The following is a 19,190-nucleotide window of genomic DNA, read 5'->3' on the forward strand; positions in this document are numbered from 1 at the left end:
TCCCGAGTTCGAAAACCCTTGCCCTATTTCCGAACTCGCCGAATCCATCACATGTCCGAGCTTTCAGCCATACTTATTCGAACAAACGTTCGATTACGGAGGTAGGCATGAGGACTGCGGCAGTAACGCGAGTGACTTATCAGACTGCTTGCGAGCCCACCAGCACAAAGGTTCACCAATGCCTCGTGCAGCAGGTTTTCCAACCCAAAATTGCCCCCACACCCATACCTATGGCCCTGGAGGCCGTACACGCCGGTTTCCCCTCGGTTGCCCAAGACTATTTTGCGGGCGATTTCAGCTTTGACGAGCACGTCATTCAGCATCCGGATACCACATTCATCATCACCGTGGCCGGCGACTCCATGCAAGGCGCGGGCATCTGGGATGGCGATCTTCTGGTCGTGGACCGTTCGCTCGACCCGCAACCGGGTGATGTCGTAATCGCCATCCTCGATGACGAACTGACCATCAAACGGCTGATCATCGAAGCCGGGCACCCCGTGCTGCACGCGGAAAACCAAGCCTACCCCGATTTCATACCAGCCGAAGCCGAGGAACTGATCATCTGGGGAGTGGTGGTGGGCAACTTCCACTCGCAAATCCACGCGGGACGCGGATCCGGACCCACGACGAGGGTAACACGACCGGGAATGAGCCGTACACAGTCCACGCAACCCACACGGCAGCGGTCTCGCAGCGCCACCACGCCCAATACCTCAACCCGAGGGCTCCACTCCACCGAGCACAGTCAACACAACAACGCAACAACCTCCATCCGTGCCAACAGCGAATACAAAGCCAGCGAAAACCCCCAGCAGGCAACCGACACGAGACCGCAGCAACGGTCTTCCTGCGCAGCACAACCACCCACCAATGCATATGCCTTCCCAGCCACCGAATGGGATGGGGGAATAAACCGTGAGTGACGGCGAACCTTCCACAGGTCGGCTCGTGGTGCTTGCCGATGCCAACAGTTTCTTCGCCTCATGCGAACGCGTGTTTGACCCCAGCCTCACCAATAAACCGGTCGTCGTACTGTCCAACAACGACGGATGCGTGGTCGCGCGCAGCGCCGAAGCAAAGCGCCTAGGCATCCGGGAGGGCACGCCGTGGTTCACCATTCGCGAAGAGGCACGACGGCAAGGGGTTGTGGCACGCAGCTCGAATTACGAGCTGTACGCGAGCCTTTCAGCACGGATGATGTCGGTGATGAGCCGATACTTTCCCGACCAACAGGTGTATTCAATCGACGAATGCTTTTTCACCACCACTCTCGAAGCAGACGACGCCGTGGAAACTTCCAAACGCATGCGCGAAGCGGTGCTCAAAGGCGTCGGCGTGCCGGTGAGCGTGGGGCTGGCCACAACCAAAACGCTGTCCAAAGTGGCGAATCATTGGGCCAAACGACACCCGGAATGCGAAGGCGTGGCCCTGTGGAACGACATTGTCGAAGCCGAAGGAGATGCGGCGCTCGCCAACGTGCCGATAAACGATGTATGGGGCGTGGGTCGACGCCTGACTAAAAAGCTGCAGGCCCTCGGCATTGTGACCGCACTGGACCTGCAGCATCATGATCCTGTGGACATACGGCACCGGTTCTCGATTCTGCTTGAACGTACGGTACATGAACTCAACGGGATACCGTGCGTGCCGGACGATGATGCAAATTCCAGCGCCAACGGCGGCAAACGTACCACCGAGATTTTGTGCTCCCGCATGTTTTCCACCCCTATCACCAACTTCACACAGATGAGCCAGGCTTTGAGCGTCTACTCCCAACGAGCATGCCACCGACTACGACAGCAAGGCAGCCTATGTTCATACGTTTCAGTGTTCTGCGCCACCAGTCCTTACGGCGCGGAAGGCACCTATTCCTCCCTTCATGTCACGGCAACCCTGCCCGACCCAAGCGATGACCCTCTGATCATCAGCAAGGCCGCATGCAAGGCGGTCGAAAACCGCTTCGACCCCCACGCCCGCTACATCCGAGCCGGCGTACTGTTATTGGGACTGACGGATGCTGCGCGATTCAAGACCTTGAACGGTTTGGAACCCAAACAGGACACTCACGGCCTAGGTGCCGTGCTCGACGAAGCCGCCAAACGCTTCGGTCCACTACGAGTCGGCGTCGGCTACGCGGGCATTCGCGGCAAAGGTCAGGCCAATGAGGACACGGGGGCAGCATGGACAATGCGCCGAGATATGCTCTCCCCGCGTTCCACGACCCGATGGGACGAAATCGCCGTCGCCCAAGCGAAGTGAGGCGAGAATGAAGGGAACCTTCATCAATAGGAAAACCACCTGTGGCGCTCACCAGCGCATCACAAATTCATTTTCTTTTAAAAGCGATGTCGCAATTCATTTTTTCAACGGCTATATTGCACGACATAGAACGGAAATAGTCGGACAAACGTTCCAATCCATGAAAAAAGGCTACCTTGCCAGGCATATCGAAAGCCGTTGCAAACAGTCAACCTCGCCGATTCGGCAGACATCTGAAACAATCAACGTATCACGGTTTGGATGGTTCCACCTCATCGCTCCGGCAGACAGTTGGCCGATTGATTGTTCTGCTGGTTCATCATTGAAACCTCCACTTACCATACAGGATACTGCAGTTATAGATTCAATGCTATCAATGCAAATCGATTATCGGTTTTAACGGCACTTATCTACAACTCCAAATACCAGTACGACATGTCCAGATAGCCGGAGACGGTCGCGGTACGGACGGCGTGCGGCAGAAGACCAAAACGTTGGAAGTTGTGGGCGCGAACGAGCGAGACTGACGGGGTGTTGGTAGCGAAGATCAGGGCGGTTGCGACGCGATGCCCGCGGGCGCGCGCGGCGCCGACAAGCCAATCGACCAAAGAGGTGCCGTAACCTTGCCCTTGCGCCGATGAAGCCACGTAGTAACTCAGCTCGACCACGCCGTCGTAGCCTGCACGCGGGTGAAAACGTGAGAGCGAACCGAAACCGACCACCTTGCCGGACTCATCCTCTACGACGACCACCGGGTACAGGTCACGTGGGCAGTGACTTTCGACCCAAACACGACGCTGGTCCAGCGTACGCGGAGTGAGGTCGGCGGACGAACCACCAGCGATCACGGCTTCATTGTAAATGTCGGTGATCGCTTGCAAATCGCCTTCCCGTGCGTCGCGAATCCGATTGGCCGTGGTCATGATATACCTCCCCCGATTACCAAAACTACTCGATTATCGAAACCAACAGGCACTCAGGAACGCCTAGACGGATTACATTGGGAATGCCGGCGGAACCACACAAAAACGGGATTCAGCAAGGGCCGATCAATTCCGGCATCGCCCACAGAACTGCATGCGCATTTCAATCGAGCTTCCGTTTACCGCTCCGCGTCACCTTAAGTATCACCCAAACCTTATCGGAACTCCGCACGGCCCTCCCTTTCAGACAAAAGGATGACCAAGTTTGCAACAACCCCGCGAACCAGCCGTCCCCGCTACTTGGTCCCTTCGAGTTCCAGTGCACGGTTCAGCTCGTCATTAAGGGTCTGTTGGGCCTTGCCGTAGGCAGCCCAGTCACCTTTCCTCATCGCAGCATCGGAGTCCTTCATCGCTTGGGACGCCTTGGAAAGCGCATCTTTCAATTCAGGATTCGCCGCAGAATTGGAGGAACCGTCAGCTTTGCCGTTCTGGCCCTTTCCGGATGTCGTGTCCTTGCCGGACTGTCCGGCACCTGCGGCCGCCGAACGGTCGCCTGACCCGGAATTTTCAGGTTCGGAAGAGGCCGCACCACCAGGATTACCGGATTCCGCGTTCTCGGCATCCCCCGCCGATGCCCCGGAATTGCCGCCGAAGACCTGGTTGAGCGCTTCGTCCAACGTGGGAGCGAAACCGACCTGATCGCCAAACGCCACCAACACGCGCTTGAGCAGAGGGAAGCTGGTGTTCCCGCTCGACTTGATATAGACCGGTTCGATATAGACCAATCCGCCACCCAACGGCAATGTGAGCTGATTGCCCCACACCACTTTGGTCGATCCGGAAACCAACAGATTGAGGTCTTTGGCAACCGTCGCATCGGTATTGAAATTGTTCTGGGCCTGCCCCGGCCCCGGCACGTTGGAATCCTTGGGCAACTCCTGCAACCGCACGGTGCCGTAATTCGGCCCCACCTTGCCTTTGGTATGTCCGGCGTCGGAATCGACCGAAAGGAACCCGGTCAATATTTCACGGGTCGAGTTGCGCGCCCCGGCCGGAATATAAGTGGAGGTCAGCGAGAACAAAGGCCGATCCGATCCTCCGGTTTTAAGCGTCAGATAATACGGAGGCTGAAGGACGTCACGCTGCTGTGCGTCCTTGGACTCAGTCGGGTCAACCGGTGTCTGCCAGAAGTCCTCGCCGGAGAAGAACTGACCAGGACTAGTCACATGATATTTCGACAGTAGCTGCCGCTGCACCTTGAACAGGCTCTCCGGATAGCGCAAATGGCTCATCAGGTCGCCGGAGATATCAGAGATCTGGTGGTACTGACCAGGGAAAATTTTCTGCCAAGCCTTGATGACCGGATCATCCGCGTCCCAAACGTAGAGATTCACCGAGCCATCGTAGGCATCGACCGTCGCCTTGACTGAATTACGGATGTAATTGGCGGGCTGTGAATTCAGCCCTTGAATCGTCTTGGAGGTGATGGTGGTCGAGTCGCGGGTCGCCTCCCCTAGATCCGTGGTCTGTGAGTAGGGGTATGCGTCGGAAGTCGTATAGCCGTCCACCACCCACTTGACGCGTCCGTCAACCACGGCGGGATAGACTCTTCCGTCAAGAGTGAGGTATGGAGCGACCTTCGCGACGCGTTCGCGTGGATTACGGTCATACAATATCTGCGAATTCGAAGTGACACGGTCCGAAAAGAAAATCTGATCCGACTGGAAGCGAATCGCATACAGGAGACGGGTCAGCGGATTGCTGATCTTTGGGCCGCCATTGCCTTCGAACGTGTTGGAGGCGCCGGTGGAACCCTTCGGATAGTCGAACTCCCACGGTTTACTGCCTGCGGGCGAACCCACAATCGAATAGTCAGGGGATTTCGGAGAGAAATAGATACGCGGTTCGTAATGTTCGGAATCGGTCAGTTTCCCATGCACAGGGATACCCGACTCGAAGAACCTAGGATTGCCGTCTTCCGTAACTTTGTTGCCGGATGCCGCCACAACACCGTAACCGTGGGTGAAGACCGTGTGATCGTTGACCCAGTTGCGGTTGTCATTGCCGTTCAGGTCGAGCTCACGCGCCGCGATGACCGTATCCTGGCTTTTGCCGTCGATATCGTATTTGTCGACCGCAAGCGAATCGGCAAACGTATAATACTGTTTGGACTGTTGCAGTTGCTTGAAGGTAGGGGCCACTATCTGGGGGTCGAGCAGCCTGATCTGCGCGGTGGTCTCGGGATCGTTGGCAAGGGCTCCGGATTTGCCCTCAGTGGTGGCGTGGTATTGTTCGACTTTGATTTTGTCAAGTCCGTAGGCATGCTGCGTCGCCTCGATATTGCGGGCGATATAGTTAGACTCCATCTCCTGTTCGTTGGGCGCCACGCGGAAACGTTGCAGCAGCATGGGCCACAGCAAACCGAACACGAGCGAAATAACCAGGACGGTGGCTATGGCTACAAGAGGCACACGCCATGCCCTTAGGGCTTTGGTAGCACGAACTTCTACACTTGCCGGCCCATCGAAGGAATGCGACCGAATCAACCAGACCCCAAGCAGCACCCCGAGCACCGCCGTCAGCGCAGCGATAACAAAAGTGACCGGAATCGTGGCATTGACCGTCGTATAATCAGCTCCGGTAAAACGGTCACCTTCGGCGGTGAGATTCGCAAAAACATCGGCAACCTGACGCACGGCCCACAATATCATATTAAGCATAACCCACACACCGATCTGACGACGGGCGTGTTTGGTCATGGACAAAATGCCACGTCCGTGGATCGGCATGGTGATGCGGATGCCACCCATTGCGAAGTGCGTGACGACCGAAAACACAAGTCCGCATAGCAGGAGCATGGTCAGCGCCGAAAGCACCAACTGCAAACCGGGAAGCACAAAGACATAGAACCCGTTGTCAATACCGAATTGAGGATCCTTTACGCCGAACTTCTGGGCATGGAACATCAACAGAATCTCGGACCAATTCGTATTGAACTGCGACCCGAACAGCAGACCGACAATCAGCGAAATGACAACAGCCACGCGGCGTGCGGACTTCGAGGAGACCGACCTACCCACTTCCACCACGTCACCGTGAATGCGGATGGTAGAACCGTCCGCCGAGTCAGGGCGCTTGCGAATCGCCATGGTGGCGGCCGTATAGCTGACGATTGCCATCAGCAACGCATAGGCGACCCACAGTCCGATCTTCGTCCACAGCTGGGTCCACACCACCGATTGGAAACCGAGCTGGTCGTACCACATCAGATCAGTGACGAACCGGTCAAGGCCAAGAATCAGCCCCAGCACAACCGCGACTACCGCAACGATGCCGATGAGCACCTTCGTGCCCTTACGGGCCACCTGAGGCGGTCTGACCGTATATGACCGATTGGAGATACGCCGATTCCCGAGGCCGACATTCCAACCATACGAGGGACGGCGAGGGCCATCATGTCCTTCGTCGGAAGCACCGGAATGCTCACCGTCCGTTTCCACATGAAGAATCGTAGGATCGTCATCCCGATCATCGTCGCCGCTGCCACTACGTCGAGGCCGGTCGAAGTTGCTGGGGTCGGGGAAACCGCCCAAAAAGTCAAACAAAGACATACGCCCATCATACCGAAAGGTGTCGCCCGATTCACCCTCAGGCTCAAACCGTCGAACCCTAAAAACCATGAAGGCACAAGCAACAAAAGCGTTCATTCCTCCCATCCGACGACGATCCAACTCCTCCGCAAACCATGGACCGCCTTGTAACAGCGACCTGCCGAGCAACGACGGAATGCTGCCGCATCTCTGCGAAGCCCGACACAACCTGCAACGCTTTTCGTCGCCGCCGTTGCTATGCGTCGAAACCGAAAGCGTAGCCTGTTTCCGCCTGGCCCAGTCTAGATAGTGCTCCAAAATATGGCATTTCATGGAAATATATAAGGAACCCCTCCTATAGTGAGCTTACGACGAAGCGGGCAAGGATCGAAGCTCCGCTCCGGGCAACGTCCCCAGCACAAAGGAATGAGCGTGACTACAACGACAGCAACCGACCACAAGCCGGACAACAACAGCGCTACTAAATTGAGCGGAAAACACCGCATGATCACCGCCTTCACCTTCTTTTCGATGTTCTTCGGCGCGGGCAACCTCATTTTCCCACCGCTGATGGCCGCACAGGCCCAATCCGCCACGATTCCGGCGGCTCTCGGTTTCATCGTCTCGGCGGTGGGACTGCCAGTCCTAGGCGTACTGGCGGTCGCGTCGGCCGGAGGGTTCGAGCATCTCGCCTCACACGTTTCGCCCAGATTCGCGGCGGTGCTTGCATTCGTGATCATCATGGCCATCGGTCCGTGCTTTGCGATACCTCGCACCGCGACGACTTCATACGAAATGGCCCTGACTCCGTTCATCGGCGAAAACAACCGGCTTGCCCTCTTCCTATATTCATTGGTCTTCTTCGTGATCGCATTCCTGCTGAGCCTTCACCCGGAAAAGCTGACCAAATCGCTCGGACGCATCATGGGTCCCCTGCTGATCATCCTAATCGCGGTTATGTTCATCACCTGCGTCTTCGTACCCCACGCCCCACTCGGCGCACCCAATAGCGAGTATGCGCACGGGGCCCTGCTCAAAGGGTTCATCAACGGCTACCAAACCATGGATCTGCTGGCCAGCCTGTATTTCGGCATCGTGATTTCGGCCAACATCAACCAGTTCGGAGTCACGGAACCGAAGGCAAACCATCGTGAGGTACGAATCGCCGGCGGCGAGGCGGGCGTGCTACTGGTTGTGGTCTACGCGGTGCTGTCGTTCATAGGAGCAATCAGCGGGAGCATCAGGTCGGTCAACGGCGCGCAAGACACGGGGGCCACGGTGCTGACGAACCTGACGACCTCGGCTTTCGGTACGGCCGGCACTACTTTTGTCGGTTTGGTCTTCATCGTGGCATGCTTCAATGTGTGCACCGGGGTGCTCTCGACATGCGCTTCGTATTTCGAAGAACACTTTCCCACCGTGGCCGGTCATGCCGTCGGCTACAAGCAGTGGAGCGCCATCGTCGCCATTTTCAGCTTCATCGTCTCGAACGCGGGACTGAGCGCCATCATCACCGTCTCACTGCCTGTGCTCGGGGCTCTCTACCCTATCGCAATCGTACTGGTGCTGCTCTATATGGCTGAACGACCTTTCTCATCCAAGTTCCCCCGTGTCTACCTGTGGAGCGTGGTTCTGGTAGCCGTTTTCACGGTTTTCGATTGTCTGGTGAGGCTATTGGCAGTCTTCGGCATCGAGCTGACAACGGTCAGTAACTTCCTGGCCTCACTACCGCTCTACAGTGAGCAGTTAACATGGCTGATTCCCGCCGCGGCCGGCATCGCGATCGGCATCGTTGACGGCATCCTTCGTCGGGGACGGAAAACCGACGCCGGGCGAGACCAATAAAACCCGTGTCACCGACCGGTGTTCCCGGCCGGTGTTCCCGGTGTGAAATGACATCGTGGTTAGGCGTGGAGCCGCAGCCGAACCGCTCGGCCCCATATCTGATTCCATTTCCGGTTCACGCCTTGGTGACGTGTCCTCCGAATTGACCACGCATCGCAGTGACCACACGCAGGACGTCATCGGCACCGCCACGGGAGGCCAACCGGGTGTAAAGTCCCGCACTAATCGCGGGAGTCGGCACCCCAAGTTCAGCCGCCGCCTCGATCGTCCATTTCGCCTCACCGGTTTCATCGGCCACCGGCGGCACTTGTTTCAGGTCGGGGTCATCGTTCATGGCACGCACCAGCAAATCAAGGAGCCATGAATCCACGACACTACCCGACCGCCACGAAGCCATGACTTCGGCGGTGTTCTGGATATACTCGCTGCGCTCCATGGTAGCGAATCCTTCACCGAACGCCTGCATCATGCCGTACTCGATGCCATTATGCACCATTTTGGCAAAATGCCCGCCACCCACAGGACCGGCATGCACCAGTCCGTTCTCACCCTCCGGCTTCAAAGCCTCGAAAATGGGCAAAGCCCTCTGGTAAGCATCTGCGTCCCCTCCCACCATCAGCGCGTAGCCGCGCTCGGAACCCCATACGCCACCGGAAACGCCGCAATCCATGTACTGAATGCCGTCGGCCGCCAATGAGTCCGCATTCCTACGATCATCCGTATACCTACAGTTGCCGCCGTTGATAATCAAATCACCGGCCTCCAGAAGAGTTCCCAGTTGTGACAAGGTGTCGTCCGTCGGTTTGCCCGAAGGAACCATCACCCAAACAATGCGTGGCGCGTTTAGTCGCGCAACCAATGCCTCGAGATTGTCGACGTCACGACCGGAATCGGCGCTGACGTCGTACCCGATCACCTCGTGACCCGCTCGACGGATCCGTTCGGCCATGTTGCCGCCCATACGTCCCAAACCAATCATTCCCAATTGCATCGGATTCTCCTATCGTCGCTGAATATACTCATAAAACAGCATACTATATTTCAGTTAAGAATTATCAAATAAATATAAAATAGTATCATTGAATATACTCCGTCCCTTTGCCCCCGATTAAGCATGCTTACCGTCCCTTTGCTACGATATGCATATGATTCAGTCGTCCCGGTATGCGTCCATCACGAGCAATGACCAGAAAAGCGAACACGGCGAGCCGTTGGCTCGAACGACCCAACCGTACAGACCCATGACAGGCTCGAAGGACGACAGGACACCGCGAACACAGGTGAGTCAATCAGAAACACGTGAAGACAGGGACAAAGCAAACCATACGACGGCCATGCACTACGCCATCACCGAGCAGCTGGCGATCGACATCATCGAAGGACGATGGAAACCGGGTCAAAGCATGACGCTCAACGACATCCAGGAACGGTTCTCGATTTCCAGGACGGTCGCCCGTGAGGTGGCCCATACACTGGAATCCACCCACGCGGTCATTGTCAAAAAGCGGGTGGGACTGATTGCCCAGGACCTTCACGAATGGCTCTCACTTGACACACAGGTAATACGCTGGAAACTGCACTCCAATCACCGTAGACGGCAACTGCTGACGCTCAACGAACTGCGACTGGCGGTGGAGCCCATCGCTGCCGCGGACACCGCGATCAAGGCATCCATAGAAACCCGTGCACTCATGCCGGTTCTGGCTATGGAATTACGCAAAAAGGCCAAATCGGGCAACTTGGACGAATTCCACAGGATCGATGTGCGGTTCCACAATGAAATCCTCACCAACAGCGGCAATGAATTGTTTTCCGCACTATCGTCATTGGTCAGCATCGTGCTCGTCAGCCGCGTCGAGCAGGGCCTTTACCCGGAAAAACCACGACCTGAGGCTTTGGACGCGCATGAACAAGTTGCGGATGCGATTTGGAAGGGTGACGCGGATCTTGCCAAGGAAGCAATGACCCGTATAGTCGACGAGGTACGAGCCTCGACGGAACAGTCATAGACCAACCAGCGTCGGACGACAGGCATGAATCCTGTCGTCCGACGCTGGTTTCATGGCAGATAATCCAAGCGACAAAGACGGTCTTGTGCTTTTTGCACTTGACACCCCCGGCCAGCACCGACTGCCTGGAGGCAGCCACAATAGAGAGACGACCTTCAGACGCCGGTGCATGAACCGTTGTCGGCGCCTAATCTGTCATAAGGTGCACCCCCCACCCAACCACTTAAGCCGAAGCCGAGATGCCAATCCCACACCTGCTAATCCAGTTGTAAGAAGACCTCAACTCCTCAGATCGGCTCTTCTAATCGGGAGAAGGATAACGGCGCGTTGCTCACACGAACAGCGAAAGGGCTAGCACCGAAAGCAGGCCGACGACCGAAATCACGGCCGTGACGACGGTCCACGACGAAAGCGTGTCTTTCAGGGAAAGCCCGAAATACTCCTTGATCATCCAGAAGCCCGCGTCATTGACATGGTCGCAGAACACAGAACCTGCACCGACCGCCAATACCATCAGGGCTGGATTGGCACCAGTGGAAGCCAGCAGAGGCAATACGAGGCCGGCCCCGGTCAACGACGCGACGGTCGACGAGCCGACGCATACACGCAGGATGGCGGTGATAAGCCAGGCCGCAATCAGCGGCGGCATGGAAATGTTGGTGAACATATGAGATACATAATCGGAGACACCGCCATCCACGAGCACCTGCTTAAAGGCTCCGCCACCACCGATAATCAGGAGCATCATGGCGATCTGCTTGACAGACTGCTCCATTGAGCCGGTGATGTCCCGCATGTTCTTCTTCTGACGGAAGCCCATCGACCAGACCGCAAAAAGCATGGCCAGAAGCATGGCTATATCAGGCGCACCGATGAACTGGATCGCGTCATTAACCAAGTTCTTCTTGGGCAAGACGAACGAGCAAATGGTCGCCACCGCGATCAACAGCACGGGCATGAGAGAAGTAAGTACGGAGATGCCGAAACCTGGTGTATCTTCGGTCTTGAACTCCTTGTACTCGCCAAGCACCGAAATGGAGATGTCTTTGCGGTAGAGACCAGGACGCAGCTTGTGCAACAGGTGATTGAACAAAGGACCTGAGATGATGACAGTGGGAATCGAAACGATGATGCCGTAGATCATGACCTGACCCATGTCGGCGCCGAGCGTTCCGGTGATCGCCGTGGGCGCGGGATGCGGTGGCAGAAAGGCATGCGCCACATTCAGAGTGACGGCTGCCGAAAGGCCAAGCTGCATGAACGGCATGTCAATCTCGCGGGCAATGACGAAAATAATCGGCAGCAGAACGACAAGACCCACTTCAAAGAACAACGCGATACCGACGATGAAGGAGGCAAGCACCACCGCGATCTGGATGTGCCTTCGACCGAACTTGTTGATAAGGGTCATCGCGATCCGGTGTCCGCCGCCGGAATCGGATACAAGTTTACCGAGCATCGACCCGAACCCGAAGATGATGGCCAGGTGCCCCAACTGGCTTCCTATGCCGTTTTCGATGGTCTGCGGAATCTTCGCAGGCGGGATCTGCAGAACCAATGCGGCCAGTATCGAAGTGACCACCAAGGAAACGAATGTATTCAGCTTGCATTTTGCGATTAGGAAAATAAGCACTGCGACAGCGCAGGCCACGATTATTAATGGCATGATTCCTACTTACTCTTCATTGATTATTGTTTTTTCGTGCGCCGTTGACGCGGGGGACAAACATCTCCATGCCGGCTTCGGCACATATGGTCAGCGAAGCAGATAGCCTCCGTCGACCGGCAACATCACTCCCGTGACGTAGTTCGAGGCGGCGGAACACAAAAAGACCATGGCCCCCATAAGCTCACTCGGCTCACCCCAATGGCCTGCGGGAATATGGTCGTGAATCTCCACGCTGCGGACAGGGTCGTTCTGCAATGCCTCGGTCATCGGCGTGTTGATATAGCCGGGAGCCAGACCATTGACCTGGACATTGTATGGCGCAAGCGCGTCGGCATAGGCTTTGGTCAGCCCGACCACACCGTGCTTGCTCGCTGCGTACGGAAAGATACGCTTGCCGGCGCGATAGGACTGCATCGAGCCGATGTTGACGATCTTGCCGCTCCTCTGCTTCATCATCACCTTCGCGACCTCGTGCGACAGATAGTAAAGCGCATTGAGGTTTACGTCAATGACTTTTCGCCAGTCCTCATCAGGGAAATCGGCAAGATCATGACGCAGCTGGATCCCGGCGTTGTTGATGAGCGCATCAATGCGTCCGAACTCGTCAATTGCCTTATCGACCACGCGCTTGGCGGCGCCGTCCTCAGTGACGTCCTGACGGATGAAGACCACCCTACGGCCGTTTCCCTCGACGATCGACCTGGTCTCATCCCAACCATTCTCCGTGGCACTGACCACACAGACATCCGCTCCGACCGCACTGACGGCCTGGGTATAGTACTTTCCCAGACCGCTCGCCCCACCGGTGATAAGCACCACCTTGTCAGTCAGCTCAAAATCATGTATGGAAAAACTCACGTTGTCCCTCCCTCCAGACTGGGTTCGCCTTTTAATCTCAACTCCCTACGGGAGCAGGCGATCCACTGCCCCTCCAACGGGGTTTCGCCGGTCACTTCCCTTGTTCGGCGCAATACTGCTTAATGCCCGCCAGAACACGTCGTTCAACTTCTTCAGGCGAGCCGTTTACGGAGACTTCGACCCCCGTTTCCCCGTCCTGCAACGGCTCCAGATCAGCGAACTGGCTAGGCAACAGTGACGACGGCATGTAGTGCCCTTTACGTTTGGCCAGACGCTCGCCGATCAGTTCCTGGGAACCGGAAAGATGAACGAAAAACACATTAATCTGTTTGCGGAGCACATCACGATAGGACTTCTTCAGCGCCGAGCATGAAACGACCGTCGACTCGCCTTTGGCGTCGTGGTCGGCCATCCACGTGTTGATGGATGCCAACCAAGGCCATCGGTCCTCATCGGTGAGAGGTATGCCGTGACTCATCTTGTCGACATTGGCCTGTGAATGAAAATCGTCCCCCTCAGCCATAACATAACCCAGCTGGTCACGCACCGCTTCGGCGACTGTGGTCTTTCCGCAACCGGCAACGCCCATAATCACGACATGAAAACTCATGATGAACTTCTCCTGCGTCCTTGCATCGAACACTGACGATGGACACTATAACCGTTCTCAGTGGTCATGTCAAAAGAATGACTAAATTACGCAAAGAGCATACTTTTTTGTCTCGATATGAATCCCCGCATCCGGTGCCGTAATCCGACGGAACAGCCGAACTCCGGAAACTACGATGCCGTCTGCCTGGACGCGTGACGTACTCCCGTCGTGACGAGGAAAGAAAAGACATGTTCGATTGGACCCCGCCACTCTGTGGCAGATGGGTGACTGGAACCAAAACCGAAAACCATGCCGCGCCGCTCCCGCCGGTTTGAGAACCGAACAGAAGCGACCCGGCATGACGCATGCTCAACGTCCCCTCAGTCGTCCTCGCCCTTGGGGATGGCTCCGGTCAGGTGGCCGATGGCCTTCAGACCGTGATAGACGACCAGGACGACCACGGTGCCGATGGCAATGCCGTTGAACTTGACCCCGGCCACAGCGAAACCGAAGTCCGCAATACCGATGATCATGGTGACGGCGGCCGTCATGTTGTTGAGCGGACGATCGAAATTGACATGGTTGTCTACCCAGATACGCACACCCATCATGCCGATCATGCCATAGAGCAGGGTCGTGACGCCGCCGAGCACGCCGGCGGGAATGGTGTTGATGACAGCCCCGAATTTCGGACATAGGCTCAAGATCAGAGCGAACGCGGCGGCACACCAATATGCGGCCGTGGAATAGACGCGGGTCGCGGCCATCACCCCGATGTTCTCACCATAAGTGGTGGTGCCCGAACCGCCGCCGAAACCGGCGATCGTGGTGCCCAGACCGTCGGCGAACAAAGCCGTGCCGATCTGGTCGTCATAATCACGGCCGGTCATCTGCGCCACGGACTTGACGTGACCGACGTTTTCGGCGATCAGAACCATGACGACAGGGATGAACATAGGTAGTACGGATAAGTCAGCCACCGGCAGGTGAAACTTAGGAAAACCAATCCAACCGGCGTCAGCGACGGCCTTGAAATCGACCTGACCACGGAGGCACGCGTAGGCATAACCGACCAGTACGCCAAGCAGGATATTGAGACGGCCGGCCAGCCCCTTGAACAGCACGGTGACAAGCAGCACGGCGACAAGCGTCACCGCCGCAGTGTCTGGTGCCTGCTTGAAATTGTTCCACACCGAGGGCGCAAGGTTGAACCCGATGATGGCCACGATGGCACCGTTGACCACCGGCGGCATGATGATGTCGATCCATTTGGCTCCGGCAAAATGCACCAGAAGGCCGATTAGCGCAAGCAGCAAACCCGTGCACATGATGCCGAAGCTCGCCACCGCGATGCCTTTGCCGGCGCTTGCCACAGCCATGATCGGGGCTATAAAACCAAACGAGCTACCCAAATAACTGGGTAGCTCGTTTTTGTTGATCAACAGGAACAATGCCGTCGACATTGCCGTGAAGAACAATGTCGTCGAGGGGTCGAAATGGGTCAGTATCGGCACGAGGAACGTCGCGCCGAACATGGCGACCACGTGCTGAGCGCCGATGCCGGCAGTACGCCCCCACGTCAGACACTCGTCGGGAGCCACCACATCGTCAGGCTTCAACGTCTTGCCATCGCCGTGAATCTTCCATGTGAACATATTGCCCATCGTTCCTCTTCCCTCCAGGCATAGTACTACCGCAAAAACGGAAATACCGGATTTATCACGCGGCGTGATTCCGTCGCGCATCGCAGACAAGTATAGTGCAACGGCGGACAAAAGAGACGACACACACATACGGTCAGATACCCGACTGATTCACGCACAAAACAACAATCTGTCTGATATCCGCTCGGTTGCGATCCGGTCATGCATTTGCTTGAACCTGACCGTGAAAGGAAAAATGAAACAGAACCGATAGCAGTGCGAGCATTTGTCGTCTCAGTTTCGCCCTACGCCACCGAAAGACATCCAGTGCCGACCATTCGTGTGAGCGCCGCTCGATTACAGATGCGGATCGACCGTTTGCACCACATCCACCAAATCACCATTCGACAGAATCGGCCGCTGAAATTCACGCCAGGCAGAAACCTCGACCTGCCAACGACCGGTGTCGGCATTGAGCACGGGTCGCGCGGTCTGTTCCCATTGAATACGTTCCGAGGTGCGACCACTGACCGGATCGCGCCGAGAGTAGTGCAGGCACGTGCAGTTCGTGATCGACTCGGCCGCGGCACGACGCAGGAATTCCTCATCGGAGAGATCCTCAAGCGTGAGCATCATCGCGAGCATGAAATCACCGTGCGTCACGGCCACCACCGACTGCGCCTCCGCCCTACGATTCAACGCGGTCAGGAGGTTATGCACACGGTTCTCGGCGACATCCGCTATGGACTCACCCGCCGGAGGGCACCAATACAGCGGATCGGTTTTCTTGAACATCCAGTTGCGGGCATAGTTCGTTTTGAACTCGTCCTGCGTCACGGTGCTGATTTCGCCCCACGAACGTTCACGCAGCACGCGCGTCTCCTCCCAGCGAGCCTTGGGCAATGCCATCGTGGCGGCCGTCTCGCGTGTGCGTACGTAAGGCGAGACCATATATCGGTCAAACAGATGCTGCTGACTGACCAGCCAGCGACCGACGCAATATGCCTGCTTGCGGCCCTTGGCGGTAAGTCTCCACGAACGATCGGGCACGGTGACATTGTCTTGCGTGAACAGGGAGTTGTCGCCGTGCTGCCCCGCGTTGACGATGACATTCGCCTCCGATTCGCCATGTCGTACCAGATACAGGTCCATTGGCATGCCCATTGAAAACCTCCCAGAAATCGATTCCGTTCCATTATTGCACAACCCAGAACGTATCCTGCGCTCGACGCACGCGCAGGTCGCCGCAAGACAGTGTCGTAAAACCCGATCGCAGGTTCGCTTGGCTCAGTTTATTCGAAGCGATCCATCACAAACATTTTATTGTGGCCCGGTTTTCTTCGAGAACGACGACGACAGGCGTAGCGCGCTTACCACAGCGAAAAGCCTTGCCGAACCACCAGCTGCATGCTGGCGATGCGACAAGGCCTTGTCAATCGACGATCGATTCGGTCAGTCTTCGATGGCGATTTGATGACGATTCTCAACCTTGGGCGCCGGCTGCACCTTGGCGACATCGATGTGCAACGTTCCGTCCTTGTAGGTGGCGCTGACATCGGAATCCTTCACGTCGTCCCCGACGTAGAAACTGCGCGAGCACGAACCGGCGTAACGCTCACGGCGCACCCAGCGGCCGCCCTCATCCTTCTCGTCGCGGTGCTCATCACGCTTGGCGGAAACGGTCAGATAGCCGTCATGCAGTTCAAGGGCGATGTCGTCCTTGTTGAATCCAGGCATGTCGATGGCCACGTCATAGCCCTTCTCACTCTCACGAACATCGGTCTTCATAAGGTTCGCGGCGACCGGGGCGCCCACATGGGACGCGGAATTGCGCCAGCCGGAGAAGAACGGGTCATCGAAGAAATCACTGAACGAATCATGCATCAAAGCCGGAAACATAGCCATAATCAAACTCCTTACCATCAAGAAGGATTCGACGAACCCACGCGGCATTGGCACCACGTCCGGCCGTGAATCCCTGAACCTTGCGGTTCCGTTCACTGCGTGTCACTTTGGTCAACCGATATTCCAACCCATGCTTCCCGTTTTTTACCTTGAGTGAACAAAACTTGAGTGCACCTCACTCAAGTTTTCAAAAACAACACGGAACCTGCAAATCAACCACCTTCATTGCATGGCTAAACCCGAAAGAGATCGCTGAACCATGAGACACGATCCCGACAGGAGCCGACCAGGATTCCTTGTGGCATCATTGATTACGATACGGGTAATCCCGACGATGCTCAGCCTTGAACTCGCGTACACGCTGAATTTTGTTCTGCCGGTTGAATTCGAACACCGAAACACCGTCGATGCAGCCCTTGCCCTCTTTCTCGTCCCGGCTGTTCAACGTCCAGAAAACCGTGATCGAAGGCTGACCTTCTCGACCACGCGCATGCGTGAAACCAGCGGCCGTCCAGTTGAGAACGACCCGATGTTCGAGCGTATCATCAATCCACAGATGTATTTGATTACGGTTCTCGTAAATATGACCGTTCCACTCCTCATACACGGAATCCGGCGCAAAAATGCCGTCCAGCCGGTCAAAATCACGCGTCACCCACATGTGGAAATACTCGCAAATGGCACGCTCACGCCGCCGTGCCCGCGGAATCGATAACGTCACTGTCGCCATAGTATCTATACTACGCCAAAAAATGACTTAAACACGTCGAAATAACGGATACAGGCACTTCAGGTAAATCCGCATCAAAGCGGACAGGATCCATCGCGGGGAACGCAGCCCACGCGCGCCACGGACCATGCGCAGACAAAACTCCACTAGCACCATTGAACGTCAACAGTACGGCAACACAGCCGCTGGAGACATTGACATCGGGAAGCGGTCAGACCGGACCCACGGTCGCGCGACGGAACCGATTGCAAGGCGAACGCAGCGATATTATTGCCTTTCGAGATAATCCCGCAATACAACCGCTTGGTTGTGGTCCGGGTCCTTGGCGGCATACAGCAACGTAACGGTCGGATTGTCTTGGCAGATATGCAACAACGTGTCAACCGCCTCGCGATTGACGTCCAATTCGGCACCATAGCGGCGCGAAAATTCATCGAATCTTGACGGATCATGACCAAACCACCTACGCAAGTCGGTACTGGGCCCAATTCCCTTGAGCCACAGGTCAAGCCGGGCCTTGTCCTTCGAAATGCCGCGCGGCCATAGCCGGTCGACCAAAACCCTGAATCCATCCCCATCGTCAGCCGGCTCATACACACGTTTCAACATAATCCTCATGATGCAATCATCTCTCATATCATCACATGACACAACCGGAACCCAGCGGGTGCGACGAAAAACCTATCCGCCCGCCAACCACGTCTGGCGCACAGGCGAGCCCATGAGAGTGGTTGATACAAACTTACCCGTCCGCCAACAGGCACGATGGAACCCGTAATTTTCCGCGACCGACCACGTTGTACAAGACGAGCGACGCATACGCAACCGGAACCGAACCAAAGACATACCACCTACGTAGCCTGTGCTGGAGGCACCGTACCAACAAGCAACGAATAGCGATCTATCAAATATATGCCAGCGGCTTAGTTCATCAGAAAATCAAGCACGTTCATGCCAGCGGTCGTTTCAGATCGGTAGAGCTCGGTGTAACCGCAGTTGGTGCAACTGATGGTGATGAACTTCTTGTTCTGTACATTGAACAGCTTAGCAAAATCGCCGCCGGTAGCCTGGAACTGGTCCGAAACATACCGCTGATTGCCGCATTTGGCACACACGTACTGTTGTCACTGCATCATCAGCCTTTCGTTTCAAAAACGTGGAAAA

General features: G+C 56.2%; 17 protein-coding genes. 5 read left to right on the top strand and 12 right to left on the bottom strand.

The genetic code is table 11. The annotated features are described in order from the left end of the window. Positions 1 to 107 precede the first annotated feature (107 nt). From BBOH_RS09500 to BBOH_RS08690, 3 genes are read left to right on the top strand one after another with little or no spacing between them, the layout of a single operon-like run. Positions 108 to 926, top strand: coding sequence for a LexA family protein (locus tag BBOH_RS09500; RefSeq protein WP_143242348.1), 819 nt, complete (start codon positions 108 to 110; stop codon positions 924 to 926). After that, on the top strand, positions 919 to 2,262 hold the full coding sequence (locus BBOH_RS01570; RefSeq protein ID WP_044098014.1) for a Y-family DNA polymerase: 1,344 nt from the start codon (positions 919 to 921) through the stop codon (positions 2,260 to 2,262). Before BBOH_RS09500 ends, BBOH_RS01570 begins: the two co-directional genes overlap by 8 nt. A 7-nt stretch (positions 2,263 to 2,269) precedes the next feature. Next, a complete protein-coding gene (locus BBOH_RS08690; protein ID WP_143242349.1) occupies positions 2,270 to 2,662 on the top strand; it encodes a hypothetical protein in 393 nt (130 codons plus the stop codon). A gap of 10 nt (positions 2,663 to 2,672) precedes the next feature. Here BBOH_RS08690 and BBOH_RS01575 read toward each other — a convergent pair whose 3' ends face one another. Both BBOH_RS01575 and BBOH_RS01580 read right to left on the bottom strand, forming a co-directional pair. Beyond that, a complete protein-coding gene (locus BBOH_RS01575; protein ID WP_033520380.1) occupies positions 2,673 to 3,185 on the bottom strand; it encodes a GNAT family N-acetyltransferase in 513 nt (170 codons plus the stop codon). Positions 3,186 to 3,481: 296 nt separating this feature from the next. Continuing rightward, a complete protein-coding gene (locus BBOH_RS01580; protein WP_033520709.1) occupies positions 3,482 to 6,796 on the bottom strand; it encodes a UPF0182 family membrane protein in 3,315 nt (1,104 codons plus the stop codon). 405 nt (positions 6,797 to 7,201) lie between these two features. Here BBOH_RS01580 and brnQ point away from each other — a divergent pair, with 405 nt between their 5' ends. Then, a complete protein-coding gene (gene brnQ, locus BBOH_RS01585; RefSeq protein WP_044098015.1) occupies positions 7,202 to 8,620 on the top strand; it encodes a branched-chain amino acid transport system II carrier protein in 1,419 nt (472 codons plus the stop codon). A gap of 115 nt (positions 8,621 to 8,735) precedes the next feature. Here the strand turns inward: brnQ and gnd are convergent, their stop codons facing one another. After that, entirely contained in the window at positions 8,736 to 9,611 is an 876-nt protein-coding gene (gnd, locus tag BBOH_RS01590) for a phosphogluconate dehydrogenase (NAD(+)-dependent, decarboxylating) (protein WP_033520383.1), read from the bottom strand. Positions 9,612 to 9,900: 289 nt separating this feature from the next. On the opposite strand from gnd, the gene BBOH_RS01595 reads away from it, so the two are divergent. Beyond that, positions 9,901 to 10,629 (top strand): FadR/GntR family transcriptional regulator, encoded by a 729-nt coding sequence (locus BBOH_RS01595; RefSeq protein ID WP_237743102.1) that lies wholly within the window; start codon positions 9,901 to 9,903, stop codon positions 10,627 to 10,629. A 331-nt stretch (positions 10,630 to 10,960) separates the two neighbouring features. Here BBOH_RS01595 and BBOH_RS01600 read toward each other — a convergent pair whose 3' ends face one another. The 9 genes from BBOH_RS01600 to BBOH_RS01640 all read right to left on the bottom strand — a co-directional run bounded on the left by BBOH_RS01600 (position 10,961) and on the right by BBOH_RS01640 (position 19,141). Then, positions 10,961 to 12,295, bottom strand: a complete 1,335-nt coding sequence (locus BBOH_RS01600) for a gluconate:H+ symporter (RefSeq protein ID WP_033520385.1) — start codon at positions 12,293 to 12,295, stop codon at positions 10,961 to 10,963. Between the two features lie 90 nt (positions 12,296 to 12,385). Then, positions 12,386 to 13,156, bottom strand: coding sequence for a glucose 1-dehydrogenase (locus BBOH_RS01605; RefSeq protein WP_033520387.1), 771 nt, complete (start codon positions 13,154 to 13,156; stop codon positions 12,386 to 12,388). Positions 13,157 to 13,247: 91 nt separating this feature from the next. Continuing rightward, the gene (locus BBOH_RS01610; RefSeq protein ID WP_033520713.1) at positions 13,248 to 13,766 is read right to left on the bottom strand and encodes a gluconokinase; all 519 of its coding nucleotides are present in this window, start codon (positions 13,764 to 13,766) and stop codon (positions 13,248 to 13,250) included. Positions 13,767 to 14,128: 362 nt separating this feature from the next. Further along, the gene (locus tag BBOH_RS01615) at positions 14,129 to 15,412 is read right to left on the bottom strand and encodes a uracil-xanthine permease family protein (protein ID WP_033520389.1); all 1,284 of its coding nucleotides are present in this window, start codon (positions 15,410 to 15,412) and stop codon (positions 14,129 to 14,131) included. 336 nt (positions 15,413 to 15,748) lie between these two features. After that, positions 15,749 to 16,555, bottom strand: a complete 807-nt coding sequence (locus BBOH_RS01620; protein WP_033520391.1) for a histidine phosphatase family protein — start codon at positions 16,553 to 16,555, stop codon at positions 15,749 to 15,751. 288 nt (positions 16,556 to 16,843) lie between these two features. After that, positions 16,844 to 17,296, bottom strand: coding sequence for an Hsp20/alpha crystallin family protein (locus tag BBOH_RS01625; RefSeq protein WP_033520393.1), 453 nt, complete (start codon positions 17,294 to 17,296; stop codon positions 16,844 to 16,846). A gap of 304 nt (positions 17,297 to 17,600) precedes the next feature. Beyond that, entirely contained in the window at positions 17,601 to 18,017 is a 417-nt protein-coding gene (locus BBOH_RS01630) for a nuclear transport factor 2 family protein (protein WP_161786390.1), read from the bottom strand. Between the two features lie 276 nt (positions 18,018 to 18,293). Continuing rightward, positions 18,294 to 18,644, bottom strand: coding sequence for a DUF488 domain-containing protein (locus BBOH_RS01635; RefSeq protein ID WP_033520397.1), 351 nt, complete (start codon positions 18,642 to 18,644; stop codon positions 18,294 to 18,296). A gap of 305 nt (positions 18,645 to 18,949) precedes the next feature. Beyond that, positions 18,950 to 19,141 (bottom strand): zinc ribbon domain-containing protein, encoded by a 192-nt coding sequence (locus BBOH_RS01640; RefSeq protein WP_237743103.1) that lies wholly within the window; start codon positions 19,139 to 19,141, stop codon positions 18,950 to 18,952. Positions 19,142 to 19,190: the final 49 nt, after the last annotated feature.

The organism is Bifidobacterium bohemicum DSM 22767, from assembly GCF_000741525.1.
GTDB classification, from domain to species: Bacteria; Actinomycetota; Actinomycetes; order Actinomycetales; family Bifidobacteriaceae; genus Bifidobacterium; species Bifidobacterium bohemicum.

Coding starts and splice junctions, on each gene's coding strand:
- BBOH_RS09500 (WP_143242348.1), top strand. CDS start 108: ATGAGGACTGCGGCAGTAACGCGAGTGACTTATCAGACTGCTTGCGAG.
- BBOH_RS08690 (WP_143242349.1), top strand. CDS start 2,270: ATGAAGGGAACCTTCATCAATAGGAAAACCACCTGTGGCGCTCACCAG.
- BBOH_RS01575 (WP_033520380.1), bottom strand. CDS start 3,185: ATGACCACGGCCAATCGGATTCGCGACGCACGGGAAGGCGATTTGCAA.
- BBOH_RS01580 (WP_033520709.1), bottom strand. CDS start 6,796: ATGTCTTTGTTTGACTTTTTGGGCGGTTTCCCCGACCCCAGCAACTTC.
- brnQ (WP_044098015.1), top strand. CDS start 7,202: ATGAGCGTGACTACAACGACAGCAACCGACCACAAGCCGGACAACAAC.
- gnd (WP_033520383.1), bottom strand. CDS start 9,611: ATGCAATTGGGAATGATTGGTTTGGGACGTATGGGCGGCAACATGGCC.
- BBOH_RS01600 (WP_033520385.1), bottom strand. CDS start 12,295: ATGCCATTAATAATCGTGGCCTGCGCTGTCGCAGTGCTTATTTTCCTA.
- BBOH_RS01610 (WP_033520713.1), bottom strand. CDS start 13,766: ATGAGTTTTCATGTCGTGATTATGGGCGTTGCCGGTTGCGGAAAGACC.
- BBOH_RS01615 (WP_033520389.1), bottom strand. CDS start 15,412: ATGGGCAATATGTTCACATGGAAGATTCACGGCGATGGCAAGACGTTG.
- BBOH_RS01620 (WP_033520391.1), bottom strand. CDS start 16,555: ATGGGCATGCCAATGGACCTGTATCTGGTACGACATGGCGAATCGGAG.
- BBOH_RS01625 (WP_033520393.1), bottom strand. CDS start 17,296: ATGGCTATGTTTCCGGCTTTGATGCATGATTCGTTCAGTGATTTCTTC.
- BBOH_RS01635 (WP_033520397.1), bottom strand. CDS start 18,644: ATGAGGATTATGTTGAAACGTGTGTATGAGCCGGCTGACGATGGGGAT.